This window comes from Streptomyces sp. NPDC030799 (assembly GCF_055572255.1).
In genome coordinates, this window is the sequence record NZ_JBVIDS010000019.1 from 38,839 (window position 1) to 64,840 (window position 26,002).

General features: G+C 69.5%; 26 protein-coding genes, 1 tRNA gene and 1 pseudogene. 11 read left to right on the forward strand and 17 right to left on the reverse strand.

The features are described 5' to 3' along the window. Nucleotides 1–8 precede the first annotated feature (8 nt). Nucleotides 9–737, reverse strand: a complete 729-nt coding sequence (locus ACZ41I_RS37345) for a YidC/Oxa1 family membrane protein insertase (RefSeq protein WP_468516245.1) — start codon at nt 735–737, stop codon at nt 9–11. A gap of 95 nt (nt 738–832) precedes the next feature. Next, nucleotides 833–1,144 carry a DUF6412 domain-containing protein gene (locus ACZ41I_RS37350; RefSeq protein ID WP_363216211.1) on the reverse strand — a complete coding sequence of 104 codons (312 nt, stop codon included), beginning with the start codon at nt 1,142–1,144 and terminating at the stop codon, nt 833–835. A gap of 204 nt (nt 1,145–1,348) precedes the next feature. Between ACZ41I_RS37350 and ACZ41I_RS37355 the strand changes: the two genes are divergently transcribed. Then, nucleotides 1,349–2,185, forward strand: a complete 837-nt coding sequence (locus tag ACZ41I_RS37355; protein WP_468516246.1) for a serine hydrolase domain-containing protein — start codon at nt 1,349–1,351, stop codon at nt 2,183–2,185. Between the two features lie 123 nt (nt 2,186–2,308). On the opposite strand, the gene ACZ41I_RS37360 is transcribed toward ACZ41I_RS37355, so the two are convergent. After that, nucleotides 2,309–3,112: a class E sortase gene (locus ACZ41I_RS37360; RefSeq protein ID WP_468516247.1), complete on the reverse strand. Its 804-nt coding sequence runs from the start codon at nt 3,110–3,112 to the stop codon at nt 2,309–2,311. Nucleotides 3,113–3,661: 549 nt separating this feature from the next. On the opposite strand from ACZ41I_RS37360, the gene ACZ41I_RS37365 reads away from it, so the two are divergent. Next, nucleotides 3,662–4,684, forward strand: a complete 1,023-nt coding sequence (locus tag ACZ41I_RS37365; protein WP_468516248.1) for a hypothetical protein — start codon at nt 3,662–3,664, stop codon at nt 4,682–4,684. A 324-nt stretch (nt 4,685–5,008) separates the two neighbouring features. After that, entirely contained in the window at nt 5,009–6,343 is a 1,335-nt protein-coding gene (locus ACZ41I_RS37370) for a DNA cytosine methyltransferase (RefSeq protein ID WP_468516249.1), read from the forward strand. On the opposite strand, the gene ACZ41I_RS37375 is transcribed toward ACZ41I_RS37370, so the two are convergent. Genes ACZ41I_RS37375 through ACZ41I_RS37390 form a run of 4 tightly spaced genes read right to left on the reverse strand, consistent with a single transcriptional unit; the run spans nt 6,269 to nt 10,687 of the window. Continuing rightward, nucleotides 6,269–6,736 carry a very short patch repair endonuclease gene (locus ACZ41I_RS37375; RefSeq protein WP_171155861.1) on the reverse strand — a complete coding sequence of 156 codons (468 nt, stop codon included), beginning with the start codon at nt 6,734–6,736 and terminating at the stop codon, nt 6,269–6,271. The genes ACZ41I_RS37370 and ACZ41I_RS37375 overlap by 75 nt on opposite strands. 44 nt (nt 6,737–6,780) lie before the next feature. Beyond that, a complete protein-coding gene (locus tag ACZ41I_RS37380) occupies nt 6,781–8,598 on the reverse strand; it encodes a DEAD/DEAH box helicase (RefSeq protein WP_399768641.1) in 1,818 nt (605 codons plus the stop codon). Beyond that, nucleotides 8,595–10,013, reverse strand: a complete 1,419-nt coding sequence (locus ACZ41I_RS37385; RefSeq protein ID WP_468516250.1) for a hypothetical protein — start codon at nt 10,011–10,013, stop codon at nt 8,595–8,597. The genes ACZ41I_RS37380 and ACZ41I_RS37385 overlap by 4 nt, the downstream gene beginning before the upstream one ends. A 20-nt stretch (nt 10,014–10,033) precedes the next feature. Further along, nucleotides 10,034–10,687 carry a hypothetical protein gene (locus ACZ41I_RS37390; RefSeq protein WP_468516251.1) on the reverse strand — a complete coding sequence of 218 codons (654 nt, stop codon included), beginning with the start codon at nt 10,685–10,687 and terminating at the stop codon, nt 10,034–10,036. A gap of 619 nt (nt 10,688–11,306) precedes the next feature. On the opposite strand from ACZ41I_RS37390, the gene ACZ41I_RS37395 reads away from it, so the two are divergent. Next, complete coding sequence (locus tag ACZ41I_RS37395; RefSeq protein WP_468516252.1) at nt 11,307–12,065, forward strand: hypothetical protein; 759 nt, start codon at nt 11,307–11,309, stop codon at nt 12,063–12,065. Here ACZ41I_RS37395 and ACZ41I_RS37400 read toward each other — a convergent pair. Further along, nucleotides 12,062–12,697, reverse strand: coding sequence for an ATP-binding protein (locus ACZ41I_RS37400; RefSeq protein WP_468516253.1), 636 nt, complete (start codon nt 12,695–12,697; stop codon nt 12,062–12,064). The genes ACZ41I_RS37395 and ACZ41I_RS37400 overlap by 4 nt on opposite strands. Nucleotides 12,698–12,916: 219 nt before the next feature. Between ACZ41I_RS37400 and ACZ41I_RS37405 the strand changes: the two genes are divergently transcribed. Together ACZ41I_RS37405 and ACZ41I_RS37410 are read left to right on the forward strand one after the other, a co-directional pair. Continuing rightward, nucleotides 12,917–13,762 (forward strand): helix-turn-helix domain-containing protein, encoded by an 846-nt coding sequence (locus ACZ41I_RS37405; RefSeq protein ID WP_468516254.1) that lies wholly within the window; start codon nt 12,917–12,919, stop codon nt 13,760–13,762. Beyond that, nucleotides 13,763–13,981 carry a DUF397 domain-containing protein gene (locus ACZ41I_RS37410; RefSeq protein ID WP_468516255.1) on the forward strand — a complete coding sequence of 73 codons (219 nt, stop codon included), beginning with the start codon at nt 13,763–13,765 and terminating at the stop codon, nt 13,979–13,981. It abuts the gene before it with no gap. Nucleotides 13,982–14,048: 67 nt separating this feature from the next. On the opposite strand, the pseudogene ACZ41I_RS37415 reads toward ACZ41I_RS37410, so the two are convergent. Then, nucleotides 14,049–14,185: pseudogene (locus ACZ41I_RS37415) on the reverse strand (haloacid dehalogenase); the annotation flags it as partial. 93 nt (nt 14,186–14,278) lie between these two features. Between ACZ41I_RS37415 and ACZ41I_RS37420 the strand changes: the two are divergent. Next, nucleotides 14,279–15,148: a DUF6924 domain-containing protein gene (locus ACZ41I_RS37420; RefSeq protein WP_468516256.1), complete on the forward strand. Its 870-nt coding sequence runs from the start codon at nt 14,279–14,281 to the stop codon at nt 15,146–15,148. A 50-nt stretch (nt 15,149–15,198) separates the two neighbouring features. Here ACZ41I_RS37420 and ACZ41I_RS37425 read toward each other — a convergent pair whose 3' ends face one another. The 3 genes from ACZ41I_RS37425 to ACZ41I_RS37435 all read right to left on the reverse strand — a co-directional run bounded on the left by ACZ41I_RS37425 (nt 15,199) and on the right by ACZ41I_RS37435 (nt 18,101). Further along, a complete protein-coding gene (locus tag ACZ41I_RS37425) occupies nt 15,199–16,674 on the reverse strand; it encodes an FG-GAP-like repeat-containing protein (protein ID WP_468516257.1) in 1,476 nt (491 codons plus the stop codon). Nucleotides 16,675–16,978: 304 nt separating this feature from the next. Beyond that, nucleotides 16,979–17,458, reverse strand: a complete 480-nt coding sequence (locus tag ACZ41I_RS37430; RefSeq protein ID WP_363216220.1) for a DUF2267 domain-containing protein — start codon at nt 17,456–17,458, stop codon at nt 16,979–16,981. Between the two features lie 214 nt (nt 17,459–17,672). Then, nucleotides 17,673–18,101 carry an Hsp20/alpha crystallin family protein gene (locus ACZ41I_RS37435; RefSeq protein WP_399768624.1) on the reverse strand — a complete coding sequence of 143 codons (429 nt, stop codon included), beginning with the start codon at nt 18,099–18,101 and terminating at the stop codon, nt 17,673–17,675. A 168-nt stretch (nt 18,102–18,269) separates the two neighbouring features. Between ACZ41I_RS37435 and ACZ41I_RS37440 the strand changes: the two genes are divergently transcribed. After that, entirely contained in the window at nt 18,270–18,590 is a 321-nt protein-coding gene (locus ACZ41I_RS37440) for a hypothetical protein (RefSeq protein WP_363216222.1), read from the forward strand. Between the two features lie 36 nt (nt 18,591–18,626). On the opposite strand, the gene ACZ41I_RS37445 is transcribed toward ACZ41I_RS37440, so the two are convergent. Beyond that, nucleotides 18,627–19,577 carry a GlxA family transcriptional regulator gene (locus ACZ41I_RS37445; protein ID WP_468516258.1) on the reverse strand — a complete coding sequence of 317 codons (951 nt, stop codon included), beginning with the start codon at nt 19,575–19,577 and terminating at the stop codon, nt 18,627–18,629. A gap of 172 nt (nt 19,578–19,749) precedes the next feature. Between ACZ41I_RS37445 and ACZ41I_RS37450 the strand changes: the two genes are divergently transcribed. Continuing rightward, nucleotides 19,750–20,193: a hypothetical protein gene (locus ACZ41I_RS37450; RefSeq protein ID WP_468516259.1), complete on the forward strand. Its 444-nt coding sequence runs from the start codon at nt 19,750–19,752 to the stop codon at nt 20,191–20,193. 37 nt (nt 20,194–20,230) lie between these two features. Here ACZ41I_RS37450 and ACZ41I_RS37455 read toward each other — a convergent pair whose 3' ends face one another. Both ACZ41I_RS37455 and ACZ41I_RS37460 read right to left on the reverse strand, forming a co-directional pair. Then, on the reverse strand, nt 20,231–21,769 hold the full coding sequence (locus ACZ41I_RS37455) for an MFS transporter (protein WP_468516260.1): 1,539 nt from the start codon (nt 21,767–21,769) through the stop codon (nt 20,231–20,233). Between the two features lie 93 nt (nt 21,770–21,862). After that, nucleotides 21,863–23,179: a DUF445 domain-containing protein gene (locus ACZ41I_RS37460; RefSeq protein WP_468516261.1), complete on the reverse strand. Its 1,317-nt coding sequence runs from the start codon at nt 23,177–23,179 to the stop codon at nt 21,863–21,865. Between the two features lie 208 nt (nt 23,180–23,387). Here ACZ41I_RS37460 and ACZ41I_RS37465 point away from each other — a divergent pair, with 208 nt between their 5' ends. Together ACZ41I_RS37465 and rdgB are read left to right on the forward strand one after the other, a co-directional pair. Continuing rightward, nucleotides 23,388–24,722 carry an SGNH/GDSL hydrolase family protein gene (locus tag ACZ41I_RS37465; protein WP_468516262.1) on the forward strand — a complete coding sequence of 445 codons (1,335 nt, stop codon included), beginning with the start codon at nt 23,388–23,390 and terminating at the stop codon, nt 24,720–24,722. Nucleotides 24,723–24,778: 56 nt separating this feature from the next. Continuing rightward, nucleotides 24,779–25,381: an RdgB/HAM1 family non-canonical purine NTP pyrophosphatase gene (gene rdgB / locus ACZ41I_RS37470; RefSeq protein WP_363216228.1), complete on the forward strand. Its 603-nt coding sequence runs from the start codon at nt 24,779–24,781 to the stop codon at nt 25,379–25,381. Between the two features lie 4 nt (nt 25,382–25,385). Here the strand turns inward: rdgB and ACZ41I_RS37475 are convergent. Together ACZ41I_RS37475 and bcp are read right to left on the reverse strand one after the other, a co-directional pair. Beyond that, nucleotides 25,386–25,472: transfer RNA gene (locus ACZ41I_RS37475), tRNA-Leu, on the reverse strand. A 47-nt stretch (nt 25,473–25,519) separates the two neighbouring features. Next, nucleotides 25,520–25,987 carry a thioredoxin-dependent thiol peroxidase gene (bcp, locus tag ACZ41I_RS37480; RefSeq protein WP_363216230.1) on the reverse strand — a complete coding sequence of 156 codons (468 nt, stop codon included), beginning with the start codon at nt 25,985–25,987 and terminating at the stop codon, nt 25,520–25,522. Nucleotides 25,988–26,002 lie beyond the last annotated feature (15 nt).

Below are 26,002 nucleotides of genomic sequence, written 5' to 3' on the forward strand. Positions count from 1 at the left end.
GCACGTTCCTACCGGTACAGCACGGCCCGCTCCACCGCGCTCCACGCCGTGCTGGTGACGACGTACAGCGCGGCGGCGAGCGGTACGACGGCCACGGTGACGAGGGTGAAGAAGGACATGAACGGCATGACCTTGTTGACCGCGCCGAGCCCCGGCACCTGCTCACCGCCCCCGGCGCCCACCGCGACGGCAGGGTTGGCCGCCATCGTCCGCTTGGTACGCAGGTAGTTGAAGGTGGCAATGGCCGCGACGAGCACGAAGAGCCCGAGGTAGACCAGCCCGGCCGGGCCGAACACCCCGCCCCCGGCGAGTGCGTCGGACCACCGCGCGCCGAGCGGCGCCGCGAACAGCCGGTGGCCGAGCAGGCCGTTGCTCCCGCCGCCGATCGTGGAGCTGGAGAAGAGGTGGTACAGCAGGAAGAAGGCGGGCAGCTGGAGCAGGCTGGGCAGGCAGCCGGAGAGCGGCGAGACCTGTTCCTCGGCGTGCAGTTCCAGCACCGCCCGCTGCAGCCGCTGCGGGTCCTTGGCGTGCTTCTCGCGCAGCTCGGCGATCCTCGGCTGCAGTGCGGCGCGGGCGCGCTGGCCGCGGGCGGCGGCACGGGACAGGGGGTGGACGAGGAGCCGTACGAGCGCGGTGAACAGGACGATCGCGGCGGCGGCCGCGGAGGCGTGGAAGAGCGGCTGGAGCAGGTCGGCGAGCTGCTCGACCAGGCGGGCGAAGACGGAGAAGACGGACATGGGTGAGCCCTCCGGGGGTCTCGTCGTGCCGGAACGGAGTGGATCAACGGCATGACGACCCGCGCGGGGTCACGTACGAAGAAGACGGACGGGCCCTACGCGGCGGTCGCCGGAAGGGCCTGTCCGGGTGCCCTGGGCCGGCGCCGGCCGGGCGCGTCGGGATCGCGCTGCGGCAGGAAGGCCGTGCGGCGGGCCCGGTCGCGGATCGCCGTACGCACCCGGGTGGGCGGGACGGCGGGCGCCGAGCGTGCGGTGAGCAGGGAGCAGAGGGCGAGCGCGGATCCGGCGGCGGCGGTCGCGGCGAGGGCCACGGTCGCGGAGAGATTGCCGGTGTCGAGCAGCATGACCGGCAGCAGCAGAAGCAGCAGCGGGGCGAGCGCACGCGACCGCGCAAGACTGCGGACCACTCGACTCCCCTCCCCGCGGTCACAACTGCCGACGTCTCCCTGCCCTTTATACCTGACCAGCGGGAACAGGCAGTACAGCGACCGGTGATGAGAGAAAGCACGCTCCGCGGCCCCTGACGGACGAGCCGCCGCGGCCCCTGACCGACAATGGGCGGGGCCCACCGGCCCGACGACACCGCCCGCCACACCCCGAAGGACCCCCACGTGCCGCGCACTCCCACCTGCGTCCTGAGCGACGCATCTCCCGTACGGGTCAGTGACGGTCACGCGGCAGACCGGTTCGTCGAGATCGGCTCCTTCACCAAGGTGCTCACCGGTACGGTGCTCATGCGCATGGCCACCGCGGGCCTGCTCGACGTCGACGACCCGGTCGAGCGCTGGTTCCCCGCCGTACCCCCCACCGGGATCACACTGCGGCACCTGGCCGAGCACACCTCGGGACTGCCGCGCCTCCCGCCCGGCACCGGGGGCCGCGATCCGTACGCCCCGTTCGACGATGCCGCCCTGCACCGGCTGCTCGGCCGGCTGGACGAGGTCGCGGTCCGGCCACCGGGACAGCAGGAGGAGTACTCCAATCTCGGGTACGCCGTGCTGGGCGCGGCGCTGGTGAGCGCGGCCGGTGCGCCGTACGAGGAACTGCTCGCCGAGCACGTCCTGCGGCCACTGGACGTCGACGAGGTGAGCGTCCGGCCCGACCCCGGCCGGCGTCTGCTCGCCCCCGGGCTGTTCGGCAGGGAGCGCAGGCCCTGGACCATGGACGGGGCGATCCTCCCGGCGGGCGGCCTGTGGGCCACCCCGCGCGCGGTCGCCGATCTGCTGGTCCGGCTGGCGGTCGAGCGGCGGCTGGGAGATCCCGCTCCCTCCTGGCAGACGACCGGCGCGCTGGTCTGGCACAACGGCGCGACCCGGCACGCCTCGGTCTTCGCCGGAGCCATGGCGGACGGCCGGTGGGTGGTGGTGCACCGGCTGGGCGGCCTCTCGGACCGCACCGACCGGATGGGCGTCGACCTGCTCCGGGGCGGCGGCTCCGGGGCCTCATGAGCCACGCCCGGGGGCTCGGGCCGGCTCCGTCTCCAGCGGCTCCGGCAGCCACCCGCGAGTGACGACAACGCGGCAGATGTGCGTGCCGGGGCCCGCGACGCCGGGATGATCCGACGACACCCCCTAGCGGGGCCGCATGGACGTCAGCTTCCCCCACACCACCATCCGGTAGCGGGAGGTGAACTCGGGGGTGCAGGTGGTCAGGGTGATGTAGTAGCCGGGCTCGTCGTACCCGTACGCCGGCCGGACGAGGGAGCGCGGAACCGGCCGGACGACCCCCGAGTCCGTGGCCGACGTCTGCGGCAGGATCTGGTCGACGGCGTACGTGTACGTCGCCGTCCGCGTCTCCACCTCGATGTCGTCCCCGCGCCGCAGCCCGGGCAGATACCGGAAGGGCTCGCCGTGCGTGTTCCGGTGCCCGGCGAGCGCGAAGTTCCCCGCCCGGCCCGGCTGCTGAGTCCCCCGGTAGTGGCCGACGTACCCCTTGTTGAGGACGTCGGCCTTGCTCACACCCTCGGCGACGGGAACGCGCAGGCCCAGCCGGGGGATGGTGAGGACGGCGTACGCCTGGGACTGCCGGGGCAGGACGACGGGGACGTACGACGGCTGGGACGTACGGGGGTGGGACGAGTCCGTGGCCGCCGCGGGGGCGGTGGGCGAGGCAGCGGCCGAGGACGGCACGTCCGTGCCGCCGCCCCCGGAGCCCTTGCCGGCCCACTCCCGCTCCAGCGCCTCCACCTGCCGCTCGGCCCCGCGCCGGGCCTCCCGGTTGGTCCACCACAGCTGGTGCACGACCAGCAGCATGAGCAGCACCCCGAGGGTGACGAGCACCTCGCCCCCACCCCAGAGCACCCGTCGGCGCCGGGCACGCCTGCGCCGATCGCTGTGCCGTACGACCCGCACGCCCGACCGGACCGGCATCCGCATCCACCTCCACGGGAGCCGCCCGCACGATAGGCGCAACGCGTACAACTCGCCATAGCCGCAGGGGTTCGGGGCAGCTCCACTGGGCGCGGCGGTGCAGTCGGCCGTACTCCCCTGTGTCCGCGGCGAGTTGGAGGGCGGCAAGCATCTCGTCATCGGCCACGACCCTGGCCTTCGCCCTCTCCCGCTTCTCCTCGGTGACCGGCGGCCCGGCCGGCCTGGTCCCCCGCTGGAACAGTGACGACGGGCGGCACGGACCTGTACGCGCCCCACTCGGACACATGCGTGTCCGGGAAGACGGTGTTCGGTGCCGTTCGCGGCGCAACCGGTGCGGACGCTCCGGATCGACGGGGTCACCGTGTGAGGGCCGACGGCAGCGGAAGGGCGTTCTGCTCCCCCTCGTCCTCAGCCCGCCCTCTCGGCCACCCCACCCGACTTCTGCATACCGACTCCGCGTCCTGGACCTCGCTCGGCACCGAAGACAGCCGCCCACCTCGCACGCCCCGCCTCCGCGCCTCACTTTTGTCACTGCCCGGCAGTACGGTGTCCCTCATGCGCCCCGACACGCCTGCCGAGAACGTCGACCACACCGCCGAAGCCGCACGCCTGGAGCGGACCGCCGGACTGTATCCCGAGGACGCCGAGGCCCTGCTGCTGAGGGCGGCGGCCCACCTGGAACTCTCCGGCGACCGCCCCGCGGCCACCGCGCTCTACGACCGCCTGCTGTCGTCCGCCGAAGGCCTGGAGAGCCCAGCTCTGGTCAGGGCGCTGAAGGCCTCGAACCTCTGGGAGTACGGCCACGAGGCCGAGGCGAGAGCGATCATCGACGGCATCCGGGCAACCGCGCCCCGCGACCCGGCCCCCTGGGTGATCATCGCGGAGTCCCTGGAGTCGCACGACGAGCTGGAGGCGGCGGAGGAGACCTTCACGGAGGCGGCGGCCCTGTTCCTGCCGCAGACGGAGGACCCGGCCCCGGCGCCCGCCACGCACCCCCTCCTCTACGGCCGCCACCGCGTCCGCCGCATGCGGGGCCTGCCGCACGACGCCTGGGACACCCTGGCGGACGCCCTCCACACGTCCCCGGTGCCGCTGGACGAACTCCACGACCCCAAACGCCTCTGGTCCCTGGGCTCGGACAACCCGGCGGAACTGGTGGCGGAAATCTCCCGCCTCCGAGCCGAACTGGGCGCCTACCGAGAGGCCCTCTCCCGCCCGTTCCCGGTGGCGGTCCTGCACTGGCCGGCACCGGAAATGGCGGAACTCCTCTCGGCCTACCCGACCCTGTCCGCGGAGTACCCGTCCCACGAGGCCCACCTGTCGACCATAGAGTCGTCCCTGCGCGAGCTGTCCATGTCGGGCACCGCCAACCTGGGCATCGTCACGGGCACGGTCCCGTCGTACGAGGCCTTCGCGGCATCAGAGGCCTCGTCGCCGGGTGATGCGACGCTGCTGCCGCAGTACGCGACGACCCTGGCGGCCCGGGGCAGGGCGGTCGCCTGGCCTCCAGAGAGGGGGGCGGAGTGCTGGTGTGGGGCGGGGGCGGCTTATGGGCAGTGTCACGGCGCAGCAAACTGACCACGCGCCCCTGAAGAGGCACCCCGCGCGTCCCGCAGGCCCTCAATCCACCCGGCGTGCATGAGGAAGCATGGCACTGCCCAAGAAGCGGGCGGCCCGACGGTGTGACACAAGCGGGCCTTGCGCGGTCCTGGATGAGAAAGAGTGCATGCGCAGCACGCTTGGGCACAAGGTATGGCAAAATCGTGCGCCAGTTCGACAATGGGTGGCCAGCCTGTCGCCGGCGCTCGGATGAACCTGGCGGGAAATGCGAGACTCTTGGTGCTGGGGAGCAGTCGCTGATCACTGCTCCCGACCTGTACATGATCATCCAGGAGGAGCTGCATGCCCCGCAGCGGCCAGAAGCGACCGAAGTTCGCCTCGCCATTGACCTCGATCGAGATCTGCGCGGGCGCCGGTGGGCAAGCCGTCGGGCTGCACAACGCCGGTTTTGACCACCGCGCGCTCGTGGAGTGGGACCCGCACGCCGTGGCCACCCTGCGGGCCAACGTGGGCGACTGGCCCGGCTGGGACCAGGAGAAGGCTGACGCCATTCGCCCGATGGACGTCAAGGAATTCCTGGAGTCGGATGTCCTGAAGGACCTCGGCTTGAAACGCGGAGACCTTGACCTGCTCGCCGGCGGCGTGCCGTGCCCTCCGTTCTCCTTGGCGGGGCACAGGCTCGGCCCTGACGATGAACGCGACCTTTTTCCCGCAGCGCTTGACATCATCGACGCTTTGCTGCCCAAGGCAGTGATGATTGAAAATGTGCGAGGAATCCTGGAACCTCCAGAGTTCTTCATTGACTACCGGATCTCAATCCTCGAAAGGCTTCGCAGCCTCGGCTATCTGGTCCCCGAGGTTGATCCAGGCCTTTCTGCGACTGAGCAGGACGTCATCATGCGTTCGGTCTGGCGGCGTCTCGACGCGAGCTATTTTGGCGTTCCGCAACTGCGGCCGCGCGCGATTTTGGTGGCCATTCACAAGAGCGCAGTAAGCCCAGGTGACCAGAAGTTCAGGTGGCCCACAGAGCTGAAGCGTGATCCGGCAACGGTCCAAGGGAAACTCTACGACAGCATGAAAGCGCGCTGCGAGGAGTTCTGGGACAAGAATGTCCACGGGCAGCCCGCAGGACCTGGAGAGAAAACTGGACAGCAGATCTTCGAGAGGTGGGAAGAAGCCACTTCGGGTAAGACGGTCGCCCCCACTCTCGTAGGCGGGTCAAAGAAGCACGGCGGCGCCGACCTTGGTCCCACACGAGCCAAGCGTGCTTGGCGAGACCTGGGAGTTGACGGCATGGGAATCGCGAACGACCCCGAGAATTGCGTCCCGGAGCGCGACCTCTTCCGTCCCAATGGCCCCATGCTCACCGTCGCTCAGGCCGCGATCATTCAGGGCTTCCCGGAGTACTGGAAGTTCCAGGGCCGCAAGACCGCCCGCTACCGCCAGGTCGGGAACGCGTTCCCGCCCCCGGTGGCGGAAGCTGTTGGCCGGGCCATTGCGGCTGTTCTGCGTCCTGAACACCGCGAGGAACTTCTCACCGAGTACCAGATGGAACCGGCGGGAGCGCTGCCCGTCGCAGACGTCCCGCGGCAACTTGAGATTTCAGTCTCCGCCGCCCGCGCCGCCCTTGCGCCGGCTCAGGACCGTGAGGGCGATTTTGTCGGCACAAGCGTCTGATGATTCATGCTCCCAGAAGCGAAGCACGCACCAACCGGCTGCCTTCAGTTTCTGGTCCGTGTCCCTGTCCCGTGTCATGTTTCGCAGGACTTTCTCGGACCAGTAACCTGAATTCGTCCTCGGCGGCACGTAATGCTCCGGGCAGCCATGCCAGTAGCAGCCGTCTATGAAGACAGCGACTTTCGCCGGACGGAAGACCAAGTCCGCCGTCCGGCGGAGGTCCGGCAGGGGCCGGGCCGCGACGCGGTAGCGGAGACCCTTCGCGTGGACCAGCCTTCGGATGAGCCACTCGGGCTTGGTGTCACGGCTGCGGATCGCCTGCATGTTGCGGCGGCGTGCTGCGGACGAAGCCCAGGAACCTTCCGGGGCCTCCCATTCGGCATCATGGGACACACCGCAGAGGGTAGTCCCGTGAGGTCCGCAGCACGCGGCCCGTCCTAGCGACCTCCCATGTGACTGAGCAGTGCCTCTATGTCACTCGGCGCGAGTCCGGCAGCCACCGAGGGCTCCTCCTCCAGGTCAGCGAGCTGCTGCACCGTGGGGTCGTCCAGGATGCGCCCCATGAAGTCGAGCTTCCGCTCCAGGCGCTCGGCGACCACCTCGTCGATGGAGTTCCGCACCGCCAGGACAGTCACCCGGGTCTCCGTGTCGGGGGCCAGACCGAGGCGGTGGATCCGGTCGAGGCTCTGAAGGAAGCGGCCGGCCATGAAGTCGCGGTCCACGTAGACAGCGTCGTGGCACACATGGTGCAGGCTTATCCCTTCTCCCAAGGTCGCCGGGTTCGAGATCAGCACCATGCACGCCGGGTCCTCCCGGAACCGCCGGAGCTGCTCCTCACGGTCCGCGGTGCCGCCGTAGACGACAGCCGGACTGTACTTCTCCAGCAGGCGTTCCAGCGTGGTGAGGCTCCTGACGAAGGTCGTCCAGACCAGCGTCTTACGGCCCTGGGCGGCGTTCTCCGCGATGATCGCGATGGCTTCCTGGTACTTAGGCGACAGCTCGTAGTCGGGGAGGCTCTGCATGAGGGAGTACAGCGAGCTGCCCTCGGGGACGTCCAGCGGCGGCAGTTGGTACGCGAGCGGCTCGTACCGGCTGGCTCCTTCAAGGAGCAGGGCCGGGCTCGTAGCCGCCATGAGAAGACGCAGAGCAGTCTTGCCCAGGCTGCTCAGGTCGTCGCGCGCTGTGCCGCTCTTCTCGCCGCCCACGAGAGCCGTGTAGATCTCGTCGTGCAGGGGTGGCATGTCGACGAAGCGAAGCCCCAGCTGAACCGGTGGCAGACCGAGTTCCTGCTTGGTCGTGCGCGTGAACAGCGGCCGGAGGACCGAGCTGGCGTGTGCGAGGTCACCGCCAGCCACCGCCTGCACCACCGTGCGCTGACCGTGCCCCGGCCAGACGAAGCCCAGCAGGTTTTCCAGGTCTCGGGAGCCGTTGGGGGCCGGGGTACCGGTCAGGATCAGCCGGCGCGCGGCCAGAGGGCCCAGGGCCATGCAGGCTGCCCCGTACGTCCCCCGGGCGCCCAGCTTCATCCGGTGCGCCTCGTCCAGGATGATCATTGAGGGACCCGACTTGAGCCACCCGGCCAGCATGGGCAGCGACCGGTCGAGACGCTCGTAGTTCACCACGAGCACCTCTGCCCACTCGTCCCACGAGCCGTCCAGGACGTTGATCCGCAGCGGGTGGATGAGGCACTCGGCGGTCTCATAACGCCAGGACTCGTAAGCAGACTTGGGACAGACGACCAGCAGGCGGCTCACCTTGCCGGCGGCCTTCTGCGCGGCGTACACGGCGAGGGCGACGCGGGTCTTGCCGGCTCCGGGCACGCTGAAGTTCGCACCGTGCTGCAGCGACAGAAGCTTCGCGATGTCGCGGCGCTGGAACTCGCTGAGTTCGCCCTTCCAGGTGTCGCCGAGAAGGGCGAGCACGTCGTCGGGCGCGACCTCGCCGGGTGCGTCCCGCCCCGCGAGTCGCTGCTGCACGGTGTGGGCGTCCTGGACCACACCGGATACCAGCTCACGCAGGTCATCCGCCCACTCCACGCCGGCCGGGTCGGACCAGGTGCCGAGGAGGGCAAGGTCCGCGAGCAGCTCGTCCAGGGAGACCGAGGCACTCAGAGGGCCGAGCTGGCCGCCGGTGCGAAACCGGGCGGCCAGCTGCACGAGTTCCTGCTGGAACGATTCCGTGGTCCGCAGGACCACCCTGGTCCGGGTCTCATCGAACCCGAGACGCAGCGACTTCTCGCTGACGGGACTGGTCACCGCGAGCCCTCCGCTGCGACCGCCTCCAGCAGCCAGGCCACACCGTCTCCCGGCTGCGGCAGCCCGCGGCCGGCCTGCTGCGCGAGCTTGAGGAGGCTGCCCCGCAGCTTGATCACCGCGTCATCGAACGCTTCCTCGTCCAGGCTCCGGGAGGTCCGTGCCTGTACCAGGTCGCTTACGCACTGGTCGATGCTCGCGCATGCTTCCGCCAGCCGGGCCGGGGCGAGCTGCTTGCGCTTGCGCAGCCGGGCGTTGCGGCCCGCCGCGTCGATCGCCTCGTCGAACGCCTTCTTCGTGCTTTCCCAGGCGTCCTGCGCGGCGGCCTTCCGCTCGTCACCGAGGTCCGAGGCTCCGTTCCTCACCAGGGCAGCGGTGCGGAGGATCTCGTCGTTCATCGCCCGGGCCTCAGCGACGGCGGAGGAGGCGGCGGGCACCTCCAGGCCCAGACCGGGGATGGACACCGACTGCGGCTGCGCGGCCGTCGTACCGCCCATGGGCAACTGCCGCTCAAGCCCCGCCTTCAGGAACTCCTCGTCGATGTGACGAACGTCCGTCTTGGAGAAGTTGAGGAGGATCGCGGCCAGGCGCAGCTCCTTCAGGACCTCGGCCTGGTCGCGGTCCACCGTTTCCAGCTTCGCGTACAGCCGGTGGAGCTCCCTGAGCCGCTCCGTCGCGCCCTCCCAGTCCACCAGGCGCAGTCCGTTGCCGCCGCCAGTGCGGCTCCGCTCGTTCAGCTCGCGGATCGTGCTGAGGATCCACCGCTCCTGGTGGTAGGTGCGCACCTGGATCCGGAAGTCCTTGGCGATCTGCTCCGGCGTACGGCCCAGCGCCGCCTGCTCCTCCATGGCGATGATGCGGTTAATGAAGGAGTAGTCACGCCTGTGGTCCTTGCGAAGCTGCAGGGACAGCTCGACAGCGTTGATGTCGGCCCATGTGAACGACGCCGGCAGCACGCCCACGCGCATCGACTGAGCGCCGAGTTCGCGAAGCGCGGCGGCCCGGGTGTTGCCGTTCACCAGCACCCCGTGCCGGGTCACGAGCCCGGGGTCGTTCTGCCCGAACTGGTTAAGGCTGTCTTTCAGGTCATCGAAGTGCTTGTCCCGCACGTTCGTGTTCTCGGGGTCCGCCTTGAGCAGGAAGCTGAGGTAGTCCTGGCTCTCCGCGCACCAGGGGTCCTTGTCCAGCAGCGCATCCCGCTCCGCGTCGTGGCTGCGCTGGGCCCGGATCCGGTGGGTGCTGGGGTTGTGGAAGAGGCTGCTCAGCGGCAGATCAATCACTTCGACATGGGCCTGCTGCCCATTCCAGTCGACGGTCACGGTCTCCCGCGTACCGCCGGCCGCCTTGACCTCCTCGACCTTCTTACTGATCAGTTCGCTGAACTCGGCCGCCCTCGGCGGGGCCGGAAACTCGCGCATCGTAGTCGTCCCGTCCTGTCTCAGTCGTTCGTACCGTCGAGCTTGTCGGCCACGGCCCTGCGCGCGTCCGCAGGCAGCGTGTGGTATAGCCCCCACAGCTTCTCCAGCGCGCTGGGGGTCCGGCGGTCCGCGGCGATCCACCCGCGGAACACCCTCCGCTCTACCGAAGCCAGCGACTCGATCTCCACCAGGACGTCCGCCATGTGCACGGTCCGGTCCACGTTGCCCCGGCCGCACCGCTGGCACTCCGTGACGAGCTGGTGGACGACGCTGCCGTCCGGCTGAACGACCGGCCGACGCGCCACGTTGAGCACGGCCTGCTCCAAACCCTCGTCGCCGTACGTCTCTCCGCCCGTCACGCCGCAAGTACGGCAGAGGTAGCCATCGTCCTGGAACACCTTGGCCCGCTGGGCGTTAGTGATGCTCCCCTTGTGCGCCGGGGCCTTCGACTGCCCCGGAATCCAGACGTCAGCACCCCTGGTTCGAAAGCGGTGCTCCTGCTGGCGCAACGTCGGGTCCTCGCGGCTCGTGGCGATCTCCCAGCCGCGGTCGCGCAGGTCACGCATGCGCCGGTCGATCTGCGCCACGTCCGGGAACGCGGCCCGCAGGTCGCCCTTGGTGAAGGTGCCGTTCTCCTTCACCTCCTGGATGAGCCACAGCGCGACGCGCGCCATGGTTCCGAGCTTGTGGCCCCCGTAGGTCGTGTCCCGCCAAGACGGCAGCGCAGCCATCCGTTCCCTCCCATGTGGCAATTACCTGAATCTGGCCTTAAGGCGCGCACTACTGCATAGCGGCACAAGAACTGCCATTCCTGCACAAGCGTTCGCCTCGCGACCACCCCCCGCCTCAAGAGCGGCTGACGTCCAGTGAACACGACAGATGCCGAGATTCAATCCCCTTTGAACACTTGCCGACACAAAGCAAGCCTTGCTCGCCAAAAGCAAGCACAACTCCGCCATCACTACGGCAGAATGAACCAGGCACCTGGCAACGGGCTTGCTGGCAGGGCAACTTGCTGGAGGACGGGGAGGTCTCAAGAGCGTGCCGTACAGCAGGAACAGTCGCCCTCCATTTGCATGGGCGGAAAAGCCCATCGACAGTGGCCTTTCACCAGCAAGGCGTGAACTCGCCTCCGCCCTTCAGCGCCTTTGCCCGCTCCTGCTCATCACGCCAGAGAGCACCGGTGTACCTACACACAGCCCGACCCAGGGCGAGGCCGCCAACCGGCTCAGAATGAGCGAAAGCGCCCTTTCTAGGGCGCTCAGCGGAAAGGCACTTCCCCAGCGAAGATCGGTGGAGATCCTCTTCGAGGAGGCGTGCGCTGACGCCTCGAAGAGGGGCATCAAGGTCGGCGTAACCCTGGACGACTTGTGCCAGTTGCACGCGAAGGCGGCGGCCGAGCAGAACGGTGGGATCGCTACGCACCTGAGCGCAGACCTGGAGTCGGCGTCCGAAGAACTACGCGCGCTTCGTAACGAGAACGAGCAGCTCAGGAGCGCGAACGAGGAGCTGCGCGCGGAACGTGACACGCTGCGCCAGCAAGCCTCACCGAAGGCCGACAGCCTGCGTTCCCTCCAGCGGAAGTACACGGTGCTGCAGCGAAAAGCCGCCTCGCTGCGGGAACGGGTCAGCCTCCTCGAAGCCGGCTCACCAGTCCATTCGTCTCACGCTCCGGCCGCCGCTCCGCTGCCGGTACCCCGTCAGGCGGGGTACCGGCAGCGGACTGAACTTGATACGGAGGCCGCCCGGAACGTCGCGAGGCGAGCGAAAGCTCTGCGCGGCGACGGCCGGCAAGCGGATGAGGTGCTGGCCCTCCTGCGGCATACGGCGGACGCCTACAGCCCGGCAGAGACAGCCTTGCTGGTCGTCCTGCTGACCCAGGAAGGCCAGGAGGATCTCGTCAGTGACCTTCTCCACATCTATGGACGGGACCAGCCCGACCGCGAAGTGCTGCGCACCGCGCTGGAACTCCTCAGGTCCGGCGCCTCAGGTAACGCTGAAGCCCTGCTGCTGACCGCTGCGCAAACGCGCAAACCACACCGTACCGCTTAGGCCGCCCCGCCCAGCTCCGCCTCGTAATGCCTCTGAACACGGTCGAGGACATCGTCTGGATCCTGGCCCCGGGCAGCAGTCCAGTGGAGCAGGTCAGCAATCAATTCGACTACTGACTCGTCGAGTGCCGCAGCGCCACTACGTCCCGCCCACGCCACAGTCCGGGCCTTCGCCTGATACCACTCCAGAACGGCCACCGCACGCTCGATGCGCCGGCAGTCCTTCCCGGAGTCGACCGACACCTCGCACCACACCGCCTTGCCGGCGGCCGTCGGCACTGCGCCCCAGTCCAATGCAAGTGCTGCGATCAAGTGAAGCCCTCGGCCGCACTCCTCCTCGCAGCTGCGCGTCTGGACCGAGGGCAGTGCCGGGCTCCTGTCGTGGACTTCAAGCCGGAGACGATCGAGCCTCCACTCCAACACCAGCGTGGCCGACGTTCCCTCACCGACGTGCTTTACCACGTTCGTCGCCAGTTCGGTGACGAGGAGTTCCGCCTCCTCAACGCAGGTAGGCATTCCCCAGCGGTGCATCTGAGAGGCCGCCGCTCTGCGCAGCAGCCGCACCTCTGTCGGCACCGCTTCGAACGGCAGGACACAGCGGAAACGGGGGTCGGTGGGGTCGGGGCCGGGCATGGCTACTCCTCCTCGCGAAGCCACGCGCCTGCCTGCGCCGACCGTGTCCATACGGATGCAGTGCGTAGCGGTCTGTGAGTGAGCATGGCACAGGAGAAGTCTTGCTATGCAACTTCTCACGAGAATGGATCGGGTGAACTTGATGGTGACTCGCGTTGGAGCTGCCTAGCCTGATGGGCGTCTTCCTGGCCGCCGGCCGGACCACGGCGAAGGAGCCGCATGACCGAACGCACCACCACCCGCCGACGCCAACTGGGCGCAATGATGCGTAAATTGCGCGCCCGGAAAGGGCTGACACTTGAGGAGGCCGGACTGCTCGTCGGTGTGTCGAAGGCAACGGTCAGCCGATACGAGACCCAGGCGGGGCCGGTGAGGTGGATCGTTGTCGATGCCCTGTGCCAGGAGTACGGCGCCACCGACGCCGAGCGGCGGGCTGTTGTCGGGCTGGCGAAGGACGCGAAGCAACAGGGCTGGTGGAGCACCTTCGCCGACTCGATCCCGGAGAGCATGAACCTGCTGCTCACTCTTGAGGACGAAGCAGTGGGAGAGAGCCACTTTTCGTGCGTCTACGTCCCGGGACTACTCCAGACACGCGACTACAGCACCGCCCTGCAGAAGGCAAACGAAGTACCCCTAGGTGTGGAGGAGATCGAGCGCTTGGTCGACATCCGCATGAAGCGGCAGGAGATCCTCGCCCGACCGAAGCCGCTTCGCCTGTGGGCCATCCTGGACGAGTCCGTCATCCGAAGGGTTGTCGGCTCCCCGCAGATCATGCGGGAGCAGCTTGACCGGCTGCTTGAGGCCAACGAGTCTCCCCACATCACGTTGCAAGTGTTGCCCTTCTCCAAGGGAGCTCACGCCGCAGCACTCGGCAGCTTCGTCGTAATCGCCGGCCGGGAGTCGACCCTTGATGTGGTCTACGTGGACTTCCACACGGGATCCCTCTTCTTGGAGAAGGATGAAGAACTTGAGCGATACAGACTTGCGTTCGAGTACCTGCGCGCACAAGCGTTGGACATGGAGGCCTCCTCCAGTCTGATCCACCGCGCCCGCAAGGAGCTGTAAATGACCGCCGACCGCCAGCCCGATACCGATCTTGTCTGGTTCAAGTCGTCGTACAGCGGCGGCAACACGACCGAGTGCGTGGAGGCGGCTCTCGTCCCAGGGGGCCTGCTCATACGGGACTCTAAGCGCCCTGGCAGCCTTCGCCTCACTGTCTCATCGTCTGCGTGGAGAAATTTTGTGATGGGCGCTCGGTCTTCGTCTGACCGCGCGTCGACGTAGCTTGACAGACGGCTGTCAGTCCGATGACGCGTTGAAGCCCTTGATCAGTCAGCACAGTGCTCCGACCCTCGACCCTGATGGTCGGGGCCTCTCAGCTTCCGCCGTGGGCCACTGGACCGTGGCCCACGGTCCTCGGTGGACCAAGGCGGTATGCATGCCTGCGGCGGCGGCCGGCCGGATGGCGTTGTCGATGCGGTAGCCGACGGAGGCACCAGCAGCCGAACGGGGCCCGATCCCGAGGTCAACTGGTGCCGTACCAGGCAGCGTTTGCTGCAACAAGCCCGACGGGAGTTCTTCATGCAGCGTTACAACTGGCCCCTCCTGGACGGCCGTACCCGCCCGCTCAAGATGAAGGAGTGGGGCGACCTGGCCATCATGGACCCCGACGCCGGCAAACTGCCGCGTGGACGCAGGTTTCTGGCGGCCGAGAAAGACTGGCTGCGCATCGACGCCGGAAGCGCCCTGGAGAACCCCACCGTCACCCTTTACGCCGGAGATGACCCGGGAGCAGAGAGCGGCTGGGACGAGGTCGAAGAGATCACCGTGATCTCCACGACCGGCTTCCTCGCCCTGTGCGACAGCGGATACGAGCCGCTGCGCAGAGAGAATCTCGCCACCGCAGGAGTCGGTTCCTACCTGATCCGTGTCCATGCCAGTGACCGGTCGTCGGATGGCAAGAAGCCCCGCTTCCTCATCCAGGTCATCCCCGGCGATCGTACGGGGGCCGAGCCCCGGCCGCCCTCCGCCACGATCGAGGAGTCCGCCGGTCCGCTCCTGGTGAGGACATCCTTCGCGCAGCCAGATGAGTGGGCACGCCTGCTCCGGGCCCTCGAAGGAAGCTCGGATCACCACGAGTCGATCGCCGTCATCGACAACCGCGCCTACGCCGGCTTCACGGCGGAGCAGATCCAGGCACGGATCGGGCGCAATGACGAGGACTGGCCCGACAGTACTCTCGTCCTCATCGCCGATGAACGAGCCCTGGCCTCCGACGAATTCCCGTTGCTGGCCGTGAACAACCTGCCCGACGATGACGACGATCCGTTCAGGATCACCCTCACAGCGGCCGGTTCCTTCGTCGTCAACATGGAACTGGCGAACACCAGCTTTGCCGAGTGGGGCCGTGGTGCCGACCCCGACGGCGTCTACCGGAAAGAGCACTACTGACAGCGCTGTTGCTGGGGGCTTCGCGTGACTGCGGGCAGGGGTGGGAACGGTCAGCGGGTGAGTACGCCGAACTCGCTGCCGGGCCAGGGGACCTGGGGGTCTACCGGGGGCTTCACCACGCGGGTGGGGGTGGTTCCGGCGAGCTTGCCGTCCTTCGTCGGGACCGACCAGACGTCCGAGGTGTTCGCCCGGACCGGCAGGTCGATCTCGGGCCGGCCGTCCCCGTTCAGGTCTGTGATCTTGAGCAGTTGGGGGATGCGGTAGACGCCGGCGGGGCGGGGCAGACCGGCCGCATCGTGGCCGTAGAACACCGCACCGGTGCCGGTCGTCCCCTTGGCCGAGCCCTTGAGCACGTAGATGCCGCCCCCGCTGATGTAGCAGTGCTCGCAGGTGGCGTGCCGCTCGCCGGGAGCGCCGACGATCAGCTCGGAGTATCCGTCCCGGTCGAGGTCGCCCGCGGTGACGTCGGCGCCGAAGTTGTCCCCCGCCTCGACGCCGCCCGGAATGCCGGTGCTGTCCTCGGTGAACACCTTGGTGCCGCGGTTCTCGTCCACGCCACCGGAGGCGCCGTAGCTGATCTGGACCCGGCCTGCGCGGCGCTCGGAGTCCGTTTCGTACGCCGGGTCGCCCACCGCCATGTCGCCGTAGCCGTCCTTGTCGAAATCGGCGATCACGACGCTGTCGCCGCCCCGGACGGTGGCCGGGGTCCGGCGCAGCCCGGACGCGCCGCCGAGCAGCACCCGTCCCCGCCTGCGGTTCTCGCCGAGCACCACGAGGTCGTCGATGGCGCCCTTGTTGATCCGGCCCACGGCCAGCCGCTTCTGGGCGTCGCTGTAGATGAACGCGGAGCCCACGTCCACCGGCTGGATCGAGGCAGGCGAGCCGTCCGTCTTGAAGGGACCCCGGTACAGGCGGAGCGACGTGGAGTAGCCGACGATCAGGTCGGTCTTCCCGTCTCCGGTGAAGTCGCCGGTCTTCAGCACCGCGCCGAAACCGGGGGCCGTGTCGCTGCCGGGCATCGGGGTGCCGCCCTTGAGGCCGGCGGGGCCGCCCCAGAGCAGGGTGACCTCGTCGCGGACCCCCTCGTGCGAGGCGACCGCGAGGTCCGCGTAGCCGTCGGCGTTGAAGTCGCCGTTGGCGAGCGTCCGGCCGAACCGCTGGTCCTGCCCCGCGTCGCCCGGCACGCCGGGGCTGTTCCGGGTGACGGCCTTCAGGCCGGTCTGCTGGGCACCGTACTTCGAGCCGTACGAGACGGTGACGTAGCCCGCGTTCGGGGCCTGGACGGGGTTCCCGTCCGGACCGGGGACGTTCACTGCGCCGTCCGGGGCGCCGATCGCGAGGTCGTGGTACCCGTCACCGTTGAAATCGTCCGCGTACCGGGTGGGCGCGGGACCCGTCGTGGTGGCGGCCCGGGCCTGGGTACCGGTGGAGACCAGCAGGGCCCCGGTGAGAGCCGTGGTCGTCGTGACCGCTGCGGCGATCACGACTGTGTGACGGATGCGGCTGCGCACGTCCGTTCCCCCCATGGATGAACTCGATCTGCAAGAACTCGACTGGTTGCACCCCCAAGACCCCCGACGGGCGGGAACGGTTGTGCGGATCTTTGCGTCGCGCACAGTTGTGCGGATCTTTTGTGTCGCGCTCCCCTCGCACGACGCGGGCGTACGGCGACGGGCGCCGCGCAGTGGGTGTGCGGCGCCCGGTGCCGTGTGCCGTTCTTATGCCGTCGCTCTACGTCGTTGCTTTATGTCGTTGCTTTACGTCGTTGCTTTATGTCGTCGCGTCAGTCGCCTTGTGGCGTCGCTTCGTGTCGTCGTTCATGCCCTCGTTTCATGCCGTCGCGGCCAGGTCCGCCCGGCCGAAGAGGAGGGCGTAGCCCGGGGGGAGCTGGGCGAGGAGGCGGGTGGTCAGGGGGGTGCCCACCCAGTTCGCCAGGACGCTCAGGACCGAGCTGACGTCCCAGCGGGCCGTTGCCGGGGTCGCCCCCTCGATGCGGGCGGCCACCGAGTCGACGAACTCCCGGGCAGTGAGGGGGTGTGTCGCGGGGATCTGTGAGGCGATCACTCGGGCTGCTTCTCGGGGGAGAGCCTGGGCGAGGGCTACGCGTTCGTCGCCGGTCACGTGGCCGCCCAGGGCTGAGAGGACTATGCGGGTCACGCGTTCCGCCTCTGCCCTGGTCGTGTACTGGCCCGCCTCCCGTACCGCCTCCGTCAGTTCCTCCCAGCGTGCGGCGTCGGTGTCACGCTCGCGGGGCAGGGGGGACGCGGCGGGGATGGTCGTTCTCGGCGGTGGGGGCGTCGTCACGGTCATCGTGCTGGCTCCTTCTCCGGGACACTGTGAAGCTTCGGCGCGTCCGCGCACCGGGGGCATCGGTGCATCGGCGCATCGGTACATCGGCCCTCTGGTACATCGGTGCTTCGATGCTTCGGCAGTTGGTCACTTCGGCTGGTCGGGTACCGGGGGCAGTCCCCCGGTACCCCGTAATGCGGGCTGCATGAGCCGCAGTTCGGCCAATGTGCGGCGGTCAGCCGCTGAGCTGCTTCCGGTCGCCGGTGCTGCCGCCCGTGATCTGGATGCGGCGTGGCTTGGCCTGTTCGGCCACCGGGATGCGCAGGGTCAGGACGCCGGCCTCGTACGACGCGTCGATGCGGTCGGTGTCGAGGGTGTCGCCGAGGAACAGCTGCCGGGTGAACGTGCCCGTGGGGCGCTCCGCCACGAGCAGTTCCGCGTCCTCGGGGGCCGGGCTGCTGCGCTCGGCGCGGACGTTGAGGACGTTGCGCTCGACGTCCAGCTCGATCGTCTCGGGGTCGATGCCGGGCAGGTCGAAGTGGACGAGGAACTCGTCCCCTGCTCGGTAGGCGTCCATCGGCATCGCGGCCGGGCGCGTCGCCTCTCCGAGGAACTGTCGCGTGAGGCGGTCGAAATCACGGAAGGGGTCCGTGCGCATGAGCATCACAGGTCACTCCTCTCCTCAGGGATTGGGTGCGATGCCCTACGGCTTCTTATATAACCCTCCGCCCCAAACTTGACAAGCTCTGACTCAAGTTAAGGGAGTCCACGTGCATGCGCGTTAGCCTCGGCCCCGGACATCAGCACAAAAACCGAGCATGAGGAGACAGTCATGGCCAGGGTTCCCAGTGCGGTCGTCGCCGGTGCCGGGCTCGTCGGCGGGTACGGCGTTGCCCGGTGGACCAAGAAGCGGCAGCTCGGCGGGGCCGTACTGGCCGTCGCGGGGGCTGCCGCCGCTCAGCAGTGGCGCAGGCAGGCAGGCGGGAAGGCCGCCGGTGCGCTGACCGCCGCCTATGTCGCCGCGTTCGCCGGGTCCCACCCGCTGGCGAAGAAGGTCGGCGCCTGGCCGTCCGTCCTCGGTGTCGCCGGCGCCGTCGCCCTCGCCTCCTGGGCCGTCGCCGACCGCAAGACCCAGAGCCCCGGCAGGGCATAGCGGCCCGGGGAGGCGGAGACCGTCGGCACCGCCCTGCTACGACGCCCCCGCCCGGAACGCCCTGCGGTACGCCTGCGGACTCGTCCCCACGACCCTGCGGAACCGTTCCCGGAAGGCCGTCGGTGAACCGAAGCCCGTCTGGGCGGCGATCCGTTCGACCGGGTGCGCCGTGGTCTCCAGCAGGTGCTGGGCTCGTCGTACCCGCGCCCGATGCAGCCACTGCAGCGGCGTCGTACCGGTCTGCTCGCGGAATCGGCGGTTGAGAGTGCGGGTGCTCATGCCCGCCCGGGCCGCGATCTCGTCCAGGGTGAGGTCGCGGTCGCTGTGGTCCTCCAGCCAGTGCAGCAGCGGTTCCAGGGTCGTGCCCGCCGGGGCCGGGGGCAGGTCGTGGACGATGAACTGGGCCTGCCCGCCCTCCCGTTCCAGCGGCATCACGGACATCCGGGCCGCGTGCGCGGCGACGGCCGAGCCGAAGTCCTTGCGGATCATGTGCAGGCACATGTCCAGCGCCGCCGCCGCGCCCGCCGACGTCAGGAACTGGCCGTCGTCGACGTACAGGACGTTCGGATCGACGGTCACCTTCGGATACAGCTCCGCCAGCCGGCCGGCCGCGGCCCAGTGCGTCGTCGCGCGCAGGCCGTCCAGCAGACCTGTCGCCGCGAACAGGAACGCGCCCACGCAGACCGAGGCGATGCGGGTGCCGGCCCCTGCCGCGGCGCGCAGAGCATCGGCCACCCCCGGCGGCAACTGTTCCGGTGGTTCCGCCACGCCCGGCAGGATGATCGTGTCCGCTTCCGCCAGCGCCTCCAGGCCGTACGGCGCCCGCACCGTGAAGGCACCCGCGCTCACCTCCTCCTGCACCGAGCACACCCGCACCCGGTACGGCTCGCGGCCGTCGGGCAGCCGCGCCCAGCCGAAGGTGTCGATGGGGGCGGAGAGGTCGAAGGGGATGACGCCGTCCAGCGCCAGTACGGCCACGGTGTGCATGGCGGGATCGTAGGCCTACGACCGGTTCTCGCCAACGTGTGCACCTGCGGCCTCTGCGGTGGTCAACCGTCGAACCGGCTGTGGCGACCATCCGCAGAACCTGGCGACAATCCGTTGAACCCTGGCACTCTCGCCACTTCTCCACGCCCCCCGGGCCACCTACCGTCACCGCGTGACCAAGTTCCTCCTCGCCGTGCACGTCCTCGCCGCCATCGTCGCGGTAGGCCCCGTGACCGTCGCCGCCAGTATGTTTCCGCCCGTCGCGCGCCGCGTGCTCGCCGCTCCGCCGGACGGGAGCGGCACCGGGACCCTGCGCCTGCTGCACCGGATCTGCCGCGTGTACGCCCTCGTCGGCGTCGTCGTCCCGGTCTTCGGGTTCGCCACCGCCGACGAGATGGGCGTGCTCGGCAGCGCCTGGCTGATCGCGTCGATCGCGCTGACCGCCGTCGCCGCGGTCGTCCTCGGCGCGCTGGTGCTGCCCGCTCAGAGCGCCCTGGTGGAGGGCCGGGTCGCGAACCCCGCCCGGCTCGCCGCGTTCACCGGCGTCTTCAATCTGCTGTGGGCCACCGTGACCGTCCTGATGATCGTGCGCCCCGGCTCCAGCACCGGCGCCTGACCCGGTCCGCCCGGCCCCGTCACGTCCCCGTCACGTCTCAGGGCGTGCTCGGCGCGGGCGGCGCCGAGGGCCCCTGCGTACCCTCCGCACCCCGCGTCACCGCCCTGGCCCGCCCCGCCACCGCCGTCAGCGGACGGGCGATGTCCTCCAGGGAGCGGCGTTCGGCCCGTACGGCCAGGAAGGCGGCGACCAGGCCCGCCGCGCACATCAGGGCCGCGCCGACGGAGAACGCCAGGACGGTGTCGCCGGCCCTGCCGGTGCCGGTGAGGTCGGCGAAGAGCAGCGGGCCGCTGACGCCGCCGGCCGCCGTACCGAGGGCGTAGAAGAAGGCGATGGACATCGCCCGCGTCTCCATCGGGAAGATCTCCGAGACGGTGAGGTACGCGCTGGACGCACCGGCCGAGGCGAAGAACAGCACCGCGCACCAGCAGGCCGTCAACGTGCCCGCGCTCAGCGCACCCCGGTCGAACAGCCACGCCGTGCCGAACAGCAGCAGACCCGAGAGCAGGTACGTCGAGGAGATCATCACCCGCCGGCCCACCGTGTCGAACAGCTTGCCCAGCAGCAGCGGGCCGCAGAAGTTGCCGACCGCGATCACCGCGAAGTAGTAGCCGGTGTGATCGGAGGGCACGTCGAAGAACCTGGTCAGGATGGCGCCGAAGCCGAAGGTGATCGCGTTGTACAGGAACGCCTGGCCGATGAAGAGGGAGAAGCCGAGCACCGCCCGCCTGCGGTACTGCCCGAAGACCGTGCGGGCGATCTCCAGGAACGTCACGCTCCTGCGCTGGCGGATCTCCAGCTCCCCCTGCGGCTCGGGCAGCCGCACGCCCCTGTCCCGCTCCACCCGGCGCTCGATGCCCGAGACGATCTCCTCGGCCTCCCCGTCCCTGCCGTGGATCAGCAGCCAGCGCGGGCTCTCCGGGACGTGCCGCCGGACGAGGAGGATGACCAGGGCGAGTACGGCGCCGAGCGCGAACGTCAGCCGCCAGCCGACGTTCCGGGCCAGCAGGTCCGTGTCGAGCGCGACGATCGACAGCAGCGAGCCGCCGACCGCGCCCAGCCAGAAACTGCCGTTGATGACCAGGTCGACCCGGCCGCGGTACTGCGCCGGGATCAGCTCGTCGATCGCGGAGTTGATCGCCGCGTACTCACCGCCGATACCGAAACCGGTCAGAAAGCGAAAGAGGAAGAACCACCAGGCCTCCCAGGAGACCGCCGTCAGAGCCGTCGCTGCCAGGTACACCGCCAGCGTGATCATGAAGAGCTTCTTGCGGCCGAAGCGGTCGGTCAGCCGGCCCCAGAAGAGCGCCCCCGAACAGGCGCCCGCCACATACAGTGCGGCGGCCACGCCCGTGATCTGGCCCGAGGTGATCGACACCCCGCTGCCGGGCTCGGCCAGCCGGCCGGCGATGTTGCCGACGACCGTGACCTCCAGGCCGTCCAGGATCCACACCGTGCCCAGGCCGATCACGATCGTCCAGTGCCAGCGGGACCAGGGCAGGCGGTCCAGCCGGGCGGGGATGTCGGTGGTGATGGTCCGGCCGCTCCCCGGCGATGCCACCTCGGCTGCGCTCATGGGCTCCCTCCTCGCCGAAGCCCCCCGACCACCGGGGGACACAGCAGGACGGGTGCCCGCACCCCGGGGAATCAGTCGGTACGGGCCCCGGCCTCAGGCACCCAGCGTCCGCGTCACCGCATAGATCAGCAGCCCGGCCAGCGACCCCACCACCGTGCCATTGATCCGGATGAACTGCAGGTCACGGCCGATGTGCGCCTCGATCTTCCGAGTGGTGTGCTCGGCGTCCCAGCCCGCCACGGTGTCCGTGATCAGCGAAGTGATCTCCGCGCGGTACGTCGTCACCACGTGCACCGCCGCACCCTCGACCCAGCTGTCCACCTTCTCCTGCACCTTCGGCTCCGTCGCCATCCGCTCACCGAGCGACAGCAGCGCCGCCCGCACCCGCAGCCGCAGCTCACTGTGCTCGTCCTCGGCCGCCGCCACGATCATCGACCGTACGGCCGTCCAGACGGACGCGATCAGATCCTGCACCTCGCCCCGGCCCAGCACCTCCCCCTTGAGCCGCTCCACCCGCACCCGGGTGTCCGTGTCCGACTGCAGGTCGGAGGCGAAGTCGGCGAGGAAACGATCGAGCGCGCCGCGCGCCGGATGCGAGGGCATGTCCCGCATCTCGGTCACGAACCGCAGCAGCTCCTTGTAGACCCGCTCGCCGACCCTGCGGTCCACGAACCGCGGCGTCCAGCCCGGCGCACCGCCCTCCACGGCCACCATCACATCGTCCCGGTGCAGCACCAGCCAGTCGTGCGCACGGGCCACCACCAGGTCCACCACCCGCCGGTGCCCGCCGTCGGCGACGATCCGCTCCAGCGTCTTTCCGATCCCCGGCGCGATCTCCTGGGCGTTCGCCCGCCGGGTGATGGCCTCACCGACGACCGCCTGCACATCCGAATCCCGCAGGACCGTCAGCGCCCCCCGCAGCGCCGTGGCCAGCTCCGCCGTCACCCGGTCCGCGTGCTCCGGCTCGGCCAGCCACGCCCCCAGCCGGCTGCCGATGCCGACCGCGCGCAACCGCTGCCGTACGACGTCCTCGGAGAGGAAGTTCTCGCCGACGAACTCGCCCAGCGAGACACCCAGCTGATCCTTCTTGGTAGGGATGATCGCGGTGTGCGGGATGGGCAGCCCCAGCGGATGGCGGAACAGAGCGGTGACCGCGAACCAGTCGGCCAGCGCGCCCACCATGCCGGCCTCGGCAGCCGCGGCCACATACCCCGCCCAGGGGCCCGCGCCCTCATGCGTGGCGAGTCTGGCCAGGACATAGACCACCGCCACGAACAGCAGCATCGCCGTCGCCGTGAGCTTCATCCGCCGCACCCCGCGCCGGCGCTCCTCGTCGGCCGGGGTGAAGGCCGTCATGGTCTTGTACGACACACCCGGCGCCGGCGCTGCTTCCGTCTCGGTCGGTTCCATCAGCTCCACCCGTTCAGCTCCACCCGGTCGGTGATCCCGCACACAATTGTCCCTTCCTGACCGACTCCCGGAACGGAACAGGAGTTCCCGGCGTCTTTCTGAACGGGGGTTTGGGCAGGGCCCTGACAGGTCTCGCCGGCCCATGCCGCATCATGGGCTCATCACGATCGGAGCCCCGCGCTCCCATCCCAAGGAGAACACCACAAGCATGACCAAGCGTCATGGTTATGCGGTCCTGAGCGCCCTCGTCGCCCTGGTCCTCGCCGTATCCGCCGCCATCTACCTCACCGTGGCAGCCGACAACGGCACCTCCCGCGGCACTGCCGCCGACAACCGCCCCCACCACGGCTCCTCCGTCGCCCCCGCCTCCACCGGCACCTGGGTCGGCGCCTGGTCCACCGCCCCGGTCGGCGGCGAACCCCGCACCGAGACCCTCGGCCTCGCAGGTCACTCGGTGCGCAACGTCATCCACGCCGGCACCGGCGGCGCAGGCGCCCGGATCACCCTCTCCAACCTCTACGGCCACGCCCCGCTGACCCTCACACACGCCTCGATCGCCCTGTCCGCGGGCGACGGCACCGCCGCCGCGGACCCGGACTCGATGCGCCGCCTCACCTTCGACGGCGCCACCAGCGTCGTCATACCCGCCGGCGGACAGATCGCCAGCGACGCCGTACGCCTCACCATCCCGCACAACAGCGACGTCCTCGTCACCACCTACTCCCCCACCCCCTCCGGCCCGGTCACCTACCACCCGCACGCACAGCAGATCTCCTACGTCGCCGACGGCGACCGCACCGAGGACTCGACCGGCACCCCCTACACCGAACAGACGCCCTACTGGCGCTACGTGACCGGCCTGGACGTCCTCAGCAACGAGGCCGACGGCACCGTCGTCGTCTTCGGCGACTCCATCACCGACGGCATCACCTCCACCCCCAACGCCAACCACCGCTGGCCGGACGTCCTCGCGGACCGGCTGCGCACCGCGCTCGCGGGCGGGCACCGGCTGCCGCGCTACAGCGTGATCAACGAAGGCATCAGCGGCAACCAGGTCCTGGCCGACGGCCTCGGCCGGCCGGCCGAGAACGAGAGCGGCCTCGGCCGCTTCGGCCGCGACGCGCTCTCCCACCCGGGCGTCAAGGTCGTCGTCATCGACCTGGGCATCAACGACATCCTGCGCAACCCGGGACTCGCCGACCCGAACCGCATCCTCACCGGCCTGCGCACCCTGGTCCGCCAGGGCCACGCCCGCGGCCTGAAGGTCGTCGGCGCCACACTGATGCCCTTCGAGGGCCACCGCGGCTGGACCCCGGCCCGTGAGGCGGTACGCCGGCAGATCAACGCGCAGATCCGGGCCGGCGGGGTGTACGACGCGGTCGTCGACTTCGACCGGGCGCTCCGCGACCCCTACGCCCCCCACCGCCTCCGCCCCGACTACGACTCCGGCGACCACCTGCATCCCAGCGATCCGGGCTTCAGCAGGATGGCCGAGGTCTTCGACCTGAACGCGCTCAAGGGCGCGGGCCAGGCAGAGCTGTAGCTGCGCAGAGCCGTAGCTGCGCAGAGCCGTAGCTGCGGCGAGGAATACTGGCGGGCATGACCCGCTTGATCCTCGCCACCCGCAACACCGGAAAGATCACCGAGCTGAGGGCCATCCTCGCCGAGGCAGGCCTGCCGCATGAACTCGTGGGTGCGGATGCCTACCCGGACGTCCCCGACGTCAAGGAAACGGGCGTCACCTTCGCCGAGAACGCCCTCCTCAAGGCCCACGCACTCGCCCGGGCCACCGGCCTCCCCGCGGTCGCCGACGACTCCGGCCTCTGCGTCGACGTCCTGAACGGCGCCCCGGGCATCTTCTCCGCCCGCTGGGCCGGCCGCCACGGCGACGACAAGGCCAACCTGGACCTGCTCCTGGCCCAGCTCGCCGACATCGCGGACGAACACCGGGGCGCCCACTTCGCCTGCGCGGCGGCGCTCGCCCTGCCGGACGGCACGCAGCGGGTGGTCGAGGGCCGCCTCCTGGGCGTCCTTCGGCACACGCCCGCCGGCACGAACGGCTTCGGCTACGACCCGATCCTCCAGCCGGAGGGCGAGACGCGCACGTGCGCCGAGCTGAGCCCCGAGGAGAAGAATGCGATCAGCCACCGGGGCAAGGCGTTCCGGGCGTTGGTGCCGGTCGTCCGGGAGCTGCTCGGCTGAACTCTGGTGCGGCCGGAGGGACTCGAACCCTCACGGGAGTTACCCCACTGGGACCTAAACCCAGCGTGACTGCCAATTCCACCACGGCCGCGTGGTACTGCCCGGCCATGCTAGCGGCCGGGCAGTGGGACCCGTCGGTCAGATGCCCAGATCCTTGATGATCTTTGCCACGTGGCCGGTGGCGCGGACGTTGTAGAGGGCCTTTTCGACCTTGCCCTCCTCGTCCACGACGATCGTGGAGCGGATGACGCCCATGTAGGTCTTGCCGTAGTTCTTCTTCTCGCCGTACGCGCCGTAGGCCTCGGTGACCTTCTTCTCCGGGTCGGCCAGCAGCGTGACCTTGAGGGACTCCTTCTCGCGGAACTTGGAAAGCTTCTCCGGGTCGTCGGGCGAGATGCCGATGACGTCGTAGCCGGCGCCGGCCAGGAGTTCCAGGTTGTCCGTGAAGTCGCAGGCCTGCTTGGTGCAGCCTGGAGTAAGGGCGGCCGGGTAGAAGTAGACGATGACCTTGCGGCCCTTGTGGGAGGACAGGGAGACGTCGTTGCCGTCGGCATCCGGGAGGGTGAAGGCGGGGGCCACGTCCCCCGGCTGGAGTCGCTCGCTCATCGGGCCAGGGTAACC

What these genes read in the sequence shown, in the direction of transcription:
- ACZ41I_RS37345 (WP_468516245.1), bottom strand. Translation starts at nt 737, where the DNA reads ATGTCCGTCTTCTCCGTCTTCGCCCGCCTGGTCGAGCAGCTCGCCGAC.
- ACZ41I_RS37360 (WP_468516247.1), bottom strand. Translation starts at nt 3,112, where the DNA reads ATGCGGATGCCGGTCCGGTCGGGCGTGCGGGTCGTACGGCACAGCGAT.
- ACZ41I_RS37365 (WP_468516248.1), top strand. Translation starts at nt 3,662, where the DNA reads ATGCGCCCCGACACGCCTGCCGAGAACGTCGACCACACCGCCGAAGCC.
- ACZ41I_RS37370 (WP_468516249.1), top strand. Translation starts at nt 5,009, where the DNA reads ATGCCCCGCAGCGGCCAGAAGCGACCGAAGTTCGCCTCGCCATTGACC.
- ACZ41I_RS37385 (WP_468516250.1), bottom strand. Translation starts at nt 10,013, where the DNA reads ATGCGCGAGTTTCCGGCCCCGCCGAGGGCGGCCGAGTTCAGCGAACTG.
- ACZ41I_RS37390 (WP_468516251.1), bottom strand. Translation starts at nt 10,687, where the DNA reads ATGGCGCGCGTCGCGCTGTGGCTCATCCAGGAGGTGAAGGAGAACGGC.
- ACZ41I_RS37400 (WP_468516253.1), bottom strand. Translation starts at nt 12,697, where the DNA reads ATGCCCGGCCCCGACCCCACCGACCCCCGTTTCCGCTGTGTCCTGCCG.
- ACZ41I_RS37405 (WP_468516254.1), top strand. Translation starts at nt 12,917, where the DNA reads ATGACCGAACGCACCACCACCCGCCGACGCCAACTGGGCGCAATGATG.
- ACZ41I_RS37410 (WP_468516255.1), top strand. Translation starts at nt 13,763, where the DNA reads ATGACCGCCGACCGCCAGCCCGATACCGATCTTGTCTGGTTCAAGTCG.
- ACZ41I_RS37420 (WP_468516256.1), top strand. Translation starts at nt 14,279, where the DNA reads ATGCAGCGTTACAACTGGCCCCTCCTGGACGGCCGTACCCGCCCGCTC.
- ACZ41I_RS37425 (WP_468516257.1), bottom strand. Translation starts at nt 16,674, where the DNA reads ATGGGGGGAACGGACGTGCGCAGCCGCATCCGTCACACAGTCGTGATC.
- ACZ41I_RS37430 (WP_363216220.1), bottom strand. Translation starts at nt 17,458, where the DNA reads ATGACCGTGACGACGCCCCCACCGCCGAGAACGACCATCCCCGCCGCG.
- ACZ41I_RS37435 (WP_399768624.1), bottom strand. Translation starts at nt 18,101, where the DNA reads ATGCTCATGCGCACGGACCCCTTCCGTGATTTCGACCGCCTCACGCGA.
- ACZ41I_RS37440 (WP_363216222.1), top strand. Translation starts at nt 18,270, where the DNA reads ATGGCCAGGGTTCCCAGTGCGGTCGTCGCCGGTGCCGGGCTCGTCGGC.
- ACZ41I_RS37445 (WP_468516258.1), bottom strand. Translation starts at nt 19,577, where the DNA reads ATGCACACCGTGGCCGTACTGGCGCTGGACGGCGTCATCCCCTTCGAC.
- ACZ41I_RS37455 (WP_468516260.1), bottom strand. Translation starts at nt 21,769, where the DNA reads ATGAGCGCAGCCGAGGTGGCATCGCCGGGGAGCGGCCGGACCATCACC.
- ACZ41I_RS37460 (WP_468516261.1), bottom strand. Translation starts at nt 23,179, where the DNA reads ATGGAACCGACCGAGACGGAAGCAGCGCCGGCGCCGGGTGTGTCGTAC.
- ACZ41I_RS37465 (WP_468516262.1), top strand. Translation starts at nt 23,388, where the DNA reads ATGACCAAGCGTCATGGTTATGCGGTCCTGAGCGCCCTCGTCGCCCTG.
- rdgB (WP_363216228.1), top strand. Translation starts at nt 24,779, where the DNA reads ATGACCCGCTTGATCCTCGCCACCCGCAACACCGGAAAGATCACCGAG.
- bcp (WP_363216230.1), bottom strand. Translation starts at nt 25,987, where the DNA reads ATGAGCGAGCGACTCCAGCCGGGGGACGTGGCCCCCGCCTTCACCCTC.